Origin of the sequence: Raoultella sp., from assembly GCF_039594335.1 — a bacterium.
Lineage (GTDB): Bacteria > Pseudomonadota > Gammaproteobacteria > Enterobacterales > Enterobacteriaceae > Klebsiella.
Genome location: NZ_JBCNNS010000147.1, coordinates 1 through 9,154, shown reverse-complemented (window position 1 = coordinate 9,154; position 9,154 = coordinate 1). Strand labels below are relative to the sequence as shown.

The following is a 9,154-nucleotide window of genomic DNA, read 5'->3' as shown; positions in this document are numbered from 1 at the left end:
TTCAGAGTCAAGCATTTATTTTTGCTTTTCTCCGGCAGAATTTCCGCAGAAACCCTGCTGACCCGGCGGCTTGCGTGCCGTTGTTCCGTGTCAGTGGAGGCGCATTATAGGGAGTTCTCTGACGTTGACAAGCCCTGTTTTAAAAAAACTTTTCAACCGCTCAAAATCCCGCCAGCACGCCCATTTTACGTGCTATTTGCTCGTCATTTGTGCGACTTCTCGCGTAAAATTGGCAACCTGCTTCCAGTCGGTATACACGACCTCTTTACTGGTATCCGTTTCACCGCCAGTCATCTTCATTATCAGACGAATCATGAAGCGATCGAACCAACGATAGCGCGGGTAGCGCAGCGCACCGGCAAACACCGCACTGCGCTGCGGCTGCCATGGTGAATTGAGCAAAAACTTACGCGTATAGCTATTTGTCTGCGGCGTGCGCTTCTCTGGCTTACGCGCCACGAGATTGACCGAGAAAAATGCCCCCGGCAGCGCATTCAACGACTGCAGGTGTTTCTTCACGAAACGGTCCAGCGCAGGATGAAAGTGCCCGTAACGAATCGAGGCGCCAATCACCACACGATCGTAGTGGCGCCATTCAACCTCTTCAGTACGGTTGAGATTAACCGTATCCGCATCGATACCCAGCTCTTTCAACTCAGAGGCCAGGAAGGCGGCAATTTCACGCGTCTGCCCATCGCGGGTGGAGAATAATATCAACGTTTTCACAAGCACTCCTGTTATTCGCGCCAGAAAGTGGGGGTAAGGAGCACCAGTAAGGTGAACACTTCCAGACGACCAAACAGCATATTAGCAATCAAGATCCATTTCGCGACCGGGTTCATTGTCGCGAAGTTGTCCGCCACTACACCAAGTCCTGGGCCGAGGTTGTTTAACGTTGCCACAACCGAGGCGAAAGCAGAAAAGTCATCCACTCCGGTCGCAATGATCGCCAGCATGCTAATAATGAACACCAGCGCATAGGCAGAAAAGAATCCCCACACCGCCTCCAGAATACGTTCCGGCAGCGCACGATTGCCTAACTTAATACTGTATATCGCATTCGGATGCACCAGACGCTTGAGCTCGCGGTTCCCCTGCTTGAACAACAGTAGTATACGGATAACTTTCAGCCCGCCGCCCGTCGACCCGGCACAACCGCCAATAAACGCCGAGCACAATAGCAGCACCGGCAGGAATAACGGCCAGCGCGCGATGCTGTCGGTGGTAAAGCCCGCCGTCGTCGCCATTGAGACCACCTGAAAGAAAGCCTGATTCAGCGTCGTCAGCGCCGAGCTGTACACATTATGCAACCACAGCACCAGCGTACAAATCACCACCAGTGTCAGTTGGACACCAATAAACATGCGGAATTCAGGATCGCGCCAGTACACCTTCAAACTGCGTCCGCTAAGCAATGAAAAATGGAGGCCATAGTTACAGCCTGAGATCAGCAGGAAAACCGCAATAATCGTATTAATGGTAGGACTGTTAAAATACCCTACGCTGGCGTCATGCGTAGAAAAGCCGCCAATCGCGATAGTCGAAAAGCTGTGACCGATAGCATCAAATGCCGGCATACCCGCGAACCAGAGCGCAAGTGCACAGGCTACCGTCAACAACACGTAGATAAGCCAGAGCGTTTTGGCCGTTTCGGCGATACGCGGGCGCATCTTATTGTCCTTCAGTGGCCCCGGCATTTCCGCCCGATACAGCTGCATCCCGCCGACGCCCAGTATCGGCAGGATTGCTACCGCCAGCACAATGATCCCCATACCGCCAAACCACTGCAGCATCTGTCGATAGAAGAGGATGGCATGAGGTAAAGAGTCCAGCCCCACCAGCGTGGTGGCGCCAGTGGTGGTCAGGCCTGAGAATGATTCAAAAAACGCATCTGTTATCGTCAGATTAGGCTGTTCGGCGAAAATAAACGGTAGCGCACCGACGCTGCCCAGCACGGTCCAGAAGAGTACGACGATCAGAAAACCCTCGCGGGATTTCAGTTCGCCCTTTTCACGACGGTTCGGCCACCATAACAGAGAGCCTATTGCCAGAGCGGCAAAAAAGGTCTGGGTAAACGCCCGCCCCGCGCCATCACGGTATATCAGGGCCACCAATCCCGGCAGGATCATCGTCCCCGAAAACAAAATGACCAACAGTCCAACGATTCGGGTTATGGCGCGAAAATGCATCTCTGGCGCTTCCTTTGGTATGCAAAAAAATCAGGTGGGGATTATTCGTCAATCTTCAGTAATTGCAACGAACCACGACTAAAATCAGCCAGCTTTGTCGAAAAAGAGGCCACTTCAGCTTGCGGAAGTGCCACACGAAGCTTAACGAAGGCCTGATAGTCACTGTCGACAATTTGCCCTGAGAACTGAGCCAACAGCGTTTCAATTCCGGCTAACTGCCCGTATTCACACTGCAAAGTATATGCGGTCAGCGGCGTCTTGCGCTGCGTTGTCAGCCCGGCAAGCGCCTGATGAACGCCGCCGCCATACGCTTTAACCAGACCACCGGTGCCCAGCAAAATGCCGCCGTAGTAGCGTACCACGACGGCCGTTATTTCGCCGACGCCGCTGCCCATCAGTTGCGCCAGTATCGGTTTACCCGCCGTGCCTGCCGGTTCACCATCGTCGGAAAAACCCAGCTGTTGAGAGTCATTGGGTGGCCCGGCCACCCACGCCACGCAATGATGACGGGCGTCAGGGTGCTCCGCCCTGACAGACTCAACAAACGCCTTTGCCGCTGCCACGCCGTCAGTATGTGCCAACAGCGTGATAAAACGACTTTTTTTGATCTCTTCGACAAAGGTCACCGGCGCGGCCGGTATCAACCAACTTTCCATTACGCCAGTTTCAGGTCACGCGTCATATTTTCAACACTGTTTTCGTGGATGACGACGTTATCTTCAATACGAATGCCGCCAAACGGCTTCAGTGCTTCAATTTTCTGCCAGTTAAAGTGGTGGCTGAACTGCCCTTCACGCCACGGTGCCAGCAGAGATTCAATAAAGTAGATGCCCGGCTCGATGGTCAGCACCATACGCGGCTGCAAAATACGCGTGCAGCGCAGATAGGGGTACTTCGACGGCGCCGCCAGATGGGTACCGGTATCATCCTGCATGAAACCTGCCACATCATGGACCTGCAGGCCCAGCGGATGACCGATACCGTGCGGCATAAACGGCCCGGTCAGGTCGTTTTCAACCATGGCCTCTTCGCTCATGTTGGTCACGATCTGGTGCTTACGTAACAGTTTAGCGATGCGTTGGTGGAACTGGATATGGTAATCCACATAGCTTTTTCCAGCCTTCATCGTGCTAATCAGAGCCAGTTGCTCATCGTTAACGTCTTTAATCAAATGTGCAAAGTCATTATCGCCGTGTGCCGCCCAGGTACGCGTCAGGTCTGCCGCGTAGCCGTTGTATTCCGCCCCGGCATCCAGTAAGAAGCTGCGCGCTTCTGCCGGCGCACGGTGATCCAGTTTTGTGTAATGCAGCACAGAGGCATGTTCGTTAAGCGCCACGATATTGCTGTAAGGTACATCGGTATCGCGATGACCGGTGGCCGTCAGATATGCCTGGTTGATATCGAATTCGCTCATTCCGGAGAGGAATGCTTCGTGGGCCGCGCGATGCCCGTTAACCGCCGACTTCTGCGCTTCACGCATGCACGCCAGCTCATAATCGGTCTTAAAGGAACGGTAGTAGTGCAGGAAATCAATCACCCCTTTAGGGTTGATATTACTCGCCGCGATCTCCAGCCCGAGCGCTCGCTCCGGCACCGGCCCGATATAGGCGATATTGCCGCGCGCAGCAGGCAGTTGGCTACCAATGCCGTCGGCTTTCGGCAGGGCAATCACGTCAACCTCTTCCGTCCAGAACGAGGTCGGTAGCGGTTCAACGTTATGCCAGTAATCGACCGGCAGGTAAAACCACAGTTTCGGTTTGTTGATGCCATCAACCAGCAGCCAACAGTTTGGCACCTGCGTCACCGGGACCCAGGATTTAAATTGCGGGTTGACCTTAAACGGGTACGGATGATCGTCCAGGAAGACATTGATCAGCTCACCGGAGTGAATCAGTAACGCATCAAGATTAAAACGGGCTAAAGCATCACGGGTACGTTCTTGTAAGGTAACAATATGATTTTTATAGAGCGCGGCTAGTGATTCCATCTTTCATCCTTTGCTTTTAGTAGTTCGTAATTCACCGCATCTTAGCACATCGGTCCCGGGCAGGGTGATTTCCGCCGGGTGTGATCAGACCAGCATTTATTTAAAGACTCATTTGCAATTCTTTAACATAAATCCCACACTCCGTTGCATCTGGTACGACCAGATCACATTGCTGGATTCAGGAGACTGACATGCTCTACAAAGGCGACAACCTGTACCTCTACTGGCTGGAAGATGGCATTGCCGAACTGGTGTTCGATGCTCCCGGCTCGGTGAACAAGCTTGATACCGCAACCGTAGCCAGCCTCGGTGAGGCGCTGGACGTGCTCGAAAAACAACAAAATCTTAAGGGGCTGCTGCTGCGCTCCGGGAAAGCGGCCTTCATCGTCGGCGCCGACATTACCGAATTTCTGTCCCTGTTCCTGGTACCGCAGGAGCAACTGAGCCAGTGGCTCCATTTTGCCAACAGCGTCTTTAACCGTCTGGAAGATTTACCGGTGCCCACTATTTCAGCGGTGAACGGCTATGCGCTGGGCGGCGGCTGCGAGTGCGTGCTGGCGACGGACTACCGTCTGGCTACGCCGGATCTGCGTATTGGCCTGCCGGAAACCAAACTGGGTATCATGCCGGGCTTCGGCGGCTCAGTACGAATGCCGCGTCTGCTCGGCGCCGATAGCGCGCTGGAAATTATTGCCGCAGGGAAAGACGTCAGTGCCGATCAGGCGCTGAAGATCGGCCTCGTTGACGGCATCGTCAAACCGGAGAAACTGCGCGATGGCGCAGTCGCCATTCTGCGTCAGGCCATTAACGGCGAGCTGGACTGGAAAGCGCAGCGCCAGCCGAAGCTGGAGCCGTTGAAACTCAGTAAAATTGAAGCGGCCATGAGCTTCACCATCGCCAAAGGCATGGTGGCGCAGACCGCCGGGAAACACTATCCGGCGCCGATGACGGTGGTAAAAACCATCGAAGCGGCCGCTCGTTGTGGCCGCGAAGAAGCCCTGAATCTGGAAAACCAAAGTTTTGTCCCGCTAGCGCACACCAAAGAGGCCCGCGCGCTGGTCGGGATCTTCCTTAACGATCAGTACGTCAAAGCCAAAGCGAAGAAGCTGACTAAAAACGTTGAGACGCCAAAACAGGCCGCCGTGCTGGGTGCCGGGATTATGGGTGGCGGTATCGCCTATCAGTCCGCGTGGAAAGGCGTGCCGGTGATCATGAAGGATATCAACGACAAATCGCTGACGCTCGGCATGAACGAAGCCGCTAAGCTGCTCAACAAGCAGCTTGAGCGCGGCAAGATTGATGGGCTGAAGCTGGCTGGCGTTATTGGCACGATTCACCCGACCCTCGATTATGCTGGCTTTGAGCGCGTAGATGTCGTAGTCGAAGCTGTCGTCGAGAACCCGAAAGTGAAAAAGGCCGTGCTGGCGGAAACGGAAGAGAAAGTCCGCCCGGATACGGTTCTGGCTTCTAACACCTCAACGATTCCGATCGGTGAGCTGGCCAGCGTCCTGCAACGACCGGAAAACTTCTGTGGGATGCACTTTTTTAACCCTGTGCATCGTATGCCGCTGGTCGAAGTGATTCGCGGTGAGAAAACCTCAGATGACACCATCGCAAAAGTCGTGGCCTGGGCGAGCAAAATGGGCAAAACGCCGATCGTGGTTAACGACTGCCCCGGCTTCTTCGTCAACCGTGTGCTGTTTCCCTACTTTGCCGGATTCAGCCAACTGCTTCGCGATGGCGCGGACTTCCGCAAGGTCGATAAGGTAATGGAGAAACTGTTCGGCTGGCCAATGGGCCCGGCATACCTGCTCGACGTGGTGGGCATCGATACCGCACACCACGCGCAGGCAGTGATGGCCGCTGGCTTCCCGCAACGCATGCAAAAAGATTATCGCGACGCGATTGACGCGCTGTTCGATGCCAGTCGCTTCGGCCAGAAAAATGGTCTCGGCTTCTGGCGTTATAAAGAAGACAGTAAAGGCAAACCGAAGAAAGAAGAAGATCCGGCAGTCGACACGCTGCTGACGGAAGTCAGTCAGGCAAAACGTGAGTTCAGCGACGATGAAATTATCGCCCGGATGATGATTCCGATGGTCAACGAAGTGGTCCGCTGCCTGGAGGAAGGCATTATCGCCAGCCCGGCGGAAGCAGATATGGCGCTGGTTTATGGTCTCGGCTTCCCTCCGTTCCACGGCGGCGCATTCCGCTGGCTGGATACCCAGGGCAGCGCAAAATATCTCGATATGGCGCAGCAGTATCAACACCTCGGTCCGCTGTACGAAGTACCGGAAGGACTGCGTAATAAAGCACGCCATAACGAACCCTATTATCCCCCGGTAGAACCAGCCCGCCCGGCGGGCATTCTGAAAACGGCTTAAGGAGTCACCATGGAACAGGTTGTCATTGTTGATGCAGTTCGCACCCCGATGGGCCGTTCGAAGGGCGGCGCTTTTCGCCACGTGCGCGCGGAAGATCTCTCTGCGCATCTGATGCGTAGCCTGTTGTCACGTAACCCGTCGCTTGATCCGACCGCGATTGACGATATCTACTGGGGTTGCGTACAGCAAACGCTGGAGCAAGGTTTCAACATTGCGCGTAACGCAGCGCTGCTGGCCGAAATTCCGCATTCGGTACCGGCCACAACGGTCAACCGTCTGTGCGGTTCATCCATGCAGGCGTTGCACGATGCGGCGCGCATGATCATGACCGGCGACGCCAGCATCTGCCTGATTGGCGGCGTGGAGCATATGGGACACGTCCCGATGAGTCACGGCGTGGATTTTCACCCGGGTCTGAGCCGTAACGTGGCAAAAGCGGCCGGTATGATGGGGCTGACTGCCGAAATGCTGGCGCGTCTGCACAACATCAGCCGGGAAATGCAGGACCAGTTTGCCGCACGTTCTCACGCTCGCGCATGGGCCGCAACGCAGTCCGGCGCATTTAAAGCGGAAATCATTCCGACAGGCGGCCATGATGCCGACGGCGTGCTGAAGTCATTTAGCTATGACGAAGTGATCCGCCCGGAAACCACCGTGGAAGCGCTGGCGGCGTTAAGACCCGCATTCGACCCGGTAACCGGCACCGTCACGGCAGGTACCTCATCCGCGCTCTCCGACGGCGCAGCCGCCATGTTATTAATGAGCGAAAGCCGTGCCCGCGAACTGGGGCTGAAACCTCGCGCCCGCGTGCGCTCCATGGCGGTGGTTGGCTGTGACCCATCGATTATGGGCTATGGTCCGGTACCGGCATCAAAGCTGGCGCTGAAAAAAGCCGGACTGACTGCCAGCGATATCGACGTTTTTGAAATGAACGAAGCGTTTGCCGCGCAGATTCTGCCGTGCATTAAAGATCTTGGCCTGATGGAGCAGATCGACGAGAAGATCAATCTCAACGGCGGCGCGATTGCCCTGGGTCACCCGCTCGGTTGCTCGGGCGCGCGTATCAGTACCACCTTGATTAACCAGATGGAGCGCAAAGACGCACAGTTTGGTCTTGCCACCATGTGTATTGGTTTAGGTCAGGGTATCGCCACGGTATTCGAGCGAGTTTGATTAAAGAGTTATCTCAAAGCCATTGGTGCCAGAACAAGGCGGCAAACGAATTTGAACAGCCGAAGGCTGCCTGCGGTGAGGGATACGGATGTCCCTTATTCATCCCGATGAGCTTACACAGCGTAAGTGATTCGGGTGAATAAGTGCAGCCAACGCAGTGATGGTGATAATGACAAGAGAGAGCAATTTAGTTGCCGTTTTTCCCGCCTGTCAGGGGCGGGTTTTTTATTTCTACCGTTCTCGCCCCTCTCCCTGAAGAAGAGGGAGTGAGAATCAGATAAAGGCAAACGCATCGCCGAACAGACGATCTTCGCGGGCATTACGCTCATTACAGAACAGCTCGCGGGCAATTTTTGCCATCTCGAAGCGGCCGGCAATATAAATATCATGCTCCGCCAGAGTGCCATAGTCCTGCAGTACCGCGGTCAATACGGTGCCAGAGCGCCCACGCCACTCTTCTTCCGGCTGTTCCACAACCGGCTCGACACGCAGCCCTGGATGCTCCACACTCAGCGCTTCCAGCTCTGCCAGATCGTAGAGATGTTTCGCTTCGCGACCGCCCCAGTACACTGCGATATCGCGGTTCGGGTTACGAGCCAGCGCCGTGAGCAGAATAGAACGCACATAGGAGAAGCCGGTGCCTCCGGCGATGAGAATGAGCGGACGATCTTCGTCCTCACGCAGCCAGGCCTCACCATGCGGAATATCAACCTCGATCTCACGCTCTTTCAGAATGCGATCCATCACCGCCATCGCATACAGGTTGAGCTCAGAGGCGCCGATATGCAATTCAATACATTCCTGCTCCGCCGGTGTGGAAGCCATAGAGAACGGACGCTTGTCGCGCTCATCCATTACCACCATCAAATATTGACCAGCGCGGAAAGAAAACGCCGCTTCCGGCACTAATCGAACGCGATACACGGTATCGGTAATTGCCTCCACCGAGGTCACTTTACAGCTTAAGGTTGTCATGCGTCCCCTCTGTCGGGTCTATAGAGCAAAACAGCGGCGTTAGCCCCGCTTACTGTTATTTAAAGATAGCCAGCTCATCCCAGATGGCGTCAACGCGCGCCGTCACCTCAGGATCTTTCTTAATAGGACGACCCCATTCACGCTGGGTTTCGCCTGGCCATTTATTTGTGGCATCCAGCCCCATTTTTGAACCCAGGCCGGAAACCGGCGAGGCAAAATCCAGATAATCGATCGGCGTATTTTCTACCAGTACCGTATCACGAGCCGGGTCCATACGGGTAGTAATCGCCCAGATCACGTCGTTCCAGTCGCGCGCATTGACATCATCATCGCAGACGATCACGAACTTCGTGTACATAAACTGGCGCAGGAATGACCAGACGCCCATCATGACGCGCTTGGCGTGTCCGGGGTACTGTTTCTTCATCGTGACCACGGCCAGACGATAA

Annotated in this window: 7 protein-coding genes and 1 pseudogene; 2 read left to right on the top strand and 6 right to left on the bottom strand. The window is 55.0% G+C overall.

Going from position 1 to position 9,154, the window contains the following annotated elements; genetic code table 11:
• Positions 1-192: 192 nt before the first annotated feature.
• The 4 genes from hemG to pepQ are packed head-to-tail and all read right to left on the bottom strand — an operon-like array spanning position 193 to position 4,176.
• Positions 193-726, bottom strand: coding sequence for a menaquinone-dependent protoporphyrinogen IX dehydrogenase (gene hemG, locus ACZAHD_RS19230; RefSeq protein ID WP_462458199.1), 534 nt, complete (start codon positions 724-726; stop codon positions 193-195).
• An 11-nt stretch (positions 727-737) separates the two neighbouring features.
• Positions 738-2,189, bottom strand: a complete 1,452-nt coding sequence (gene trkH / locus ACZAHD_RS19225) for a Trk system potassium transporter TrkH (protein WP_462458198.1) — start codon at positions 2,187-2,189, stop codon at positions 738-740.
• A 41-nt stretch (positions 2,190-2,230) separates the two neighbouring features.
• Positions 2,231-2,845, bottom strand: coding sequence for an IMPACT family protein (locus ACZAHD_RS19220; protein ID WP_462458197.1), 615 nt, complete (start codon positions 2,843-2,845; stop codon positions 2,231-2,233).
• Positions 2,845-4,176 carry a Xaa-Pro dipeptidase gene (gene pepQ / locus ACZAHD_RS19215; RefSeq protein WP_462458196.1) on the bottom strand — a complete coding sequence of 444 codons (1,332 nt, stop codon included), beginning with the start codon at positions 4,174-4,176 and terminating at the stop codon, positions 2,845-2,847. Before pepQ ends, ACZAHD_RS19220 begins: the two co-directional genes overlap by 1 nt.
• A 191-nt stretch (positions 4,177-4,367) precedes the next feature.
• On the opposite strand from pepQ, the gene fadB reads away from it, so the two are divergent.
• Positions 4,368-6,557: a fatty acid oxidation complex subunit alpha FadB gene (gene fadB / locus ACZAHD_RS19210; RefSeq protein WP_462458195.1), complete on the top strand. Its 2,190-nt coding sequence runs from the start codon at positions 4,368-4,370 to the stop codon at positions 6,555-6,557.
• 9 nt (positions 6,558-6,566) lie between these two features.
• Complete coding sequence (gene fadA / locus ACZAHD_RS19205; protein WP_462458194.1) at positions 6,567-7,730, top strand: acetyl-CoA C-acyltransferase FadA; 1,164 nt, start codon at positions 6,567-6,569, stop codon at positions 7,728-7,730.
• Positions 7,731-8,003: 273 nt separating this feature from the next.
• On the opposite strand, the gene fre is transcribed toward fadA, so the two are convergent.
• Both fre and ACZAHD_RS19195 read right to left on the bottom strand, forming a co-directional pair.
• Positions 8,004-8,705, bottom strand: a complete 702-nt coding sequence (fre, locus tag ACZAHD_RS19200; RefSeq protein ID WP_004869682.1) for an NAD(P)H-flavin reductase — start codon at positions 8,703-8,705, stop codon at positions 8,004-8,006.
• Positions 8,706-8,760: 55 nt separating this feature from the next.
• Positions 8,761-9,154: pseudogene (locus ACZAHD_RS19195) on the bottom strand (3-octaprenyl-4-hydroxybenzoate decarboxylase); the annotation flags it as partial.

Bases quoted from the DNA above. Each gene is read 5' to 3' on its own strand.
- trkH (WP_462458198.1), bottom strand. From the start codon at position 2,189: ATGCATTTTCGCGCCATAACCCGAATCGTTGGACTGTTGGTCATTTTG.
- ACZAHD_RS19220 (WP_462458197.1), bottom strand. From the start codon at position 2,845: ATGGAAAGTTGGTTGATACCGGCCGCGCCGGTGACCTTTGTCGAAGAG.
- pepQ (WP_462458196.1), bottom strand. From the start codon at position 4,176: ATGGAATCACTAGCCGCGCTCTATAAAAATCATATTGTTACCTTACAA.
- fadB (WP_462458195.1), top strand. From the start codon at position 4,368: ATGCTCTACAAAGGCGACAACCTGTACCTCTACTGGCTGGAAGATGGC.
- fadA (WP_462458194.1), top strand. From the start codon at position 6,567: ATGGAACAGGTTGTCATTGTTGATGCAGTTCGCACCCCGATGGGCCGT.
- fre (WP_004869682.1), bottom strand. From the start codon at position 8,705: ATGACAACCTTAAGCTGTAAAGTGACCTCGGTGGAGGCAATTACCGAT.